The organism is Dellaglioa sp. CoH-57-MRSF-19 (genome assembly GCF_056781975.1).
Map to the genome: position 1 here is coordinate 1 of NZ_JBXAXW010000176.1, position 362 is coordinate 362.

Annotated in this window: 1 protein-coding gene; it reads left to right on the forward strand. The window is 58.8% G+C overall.

The window, feature by feature from the left end:
- On the forward strand, positions 1-362 hold a 362-nt coding region (locus tag AC1RO3_RS08840), incomplete at both ends, for a DUF1653 domain-containing protein (RefSeq protein WP_481764054.1).

Consider the following 362-nt stretch of genomic DNA (forward strand, 5'->3'; position numbering starts at 1 on the left):
CGTGATGGACACGGAAGCCTATAACCTGTGTTCCGTAGTTGGTCAGTTGGTGTCGCTTGTCCGTCTCGATCTCGCGGCGTTCGAGCGTGCAGCTGCTGATGAGGGCATCGACCCGGATGCGGATTACGCGGTGGGCAGCAATGCCGTGGAAGACGCGGTGCAGATCGAGTTGGATCATCAGCGCGCGTTGCGCGAGGCCACGCATCGCCACTACAAAGGTGGTCTCTACAAGTTCGTGGGACTTGCCACGCACTCGGAGACACAGGAAGAGATGGTGATCTACGAACACGTGTGGCCGCATGAACGAAAGACGTGGGTCCGCCCTCATGAGCTGTTCTTCGGGACGCTTGAAAACGGAGACC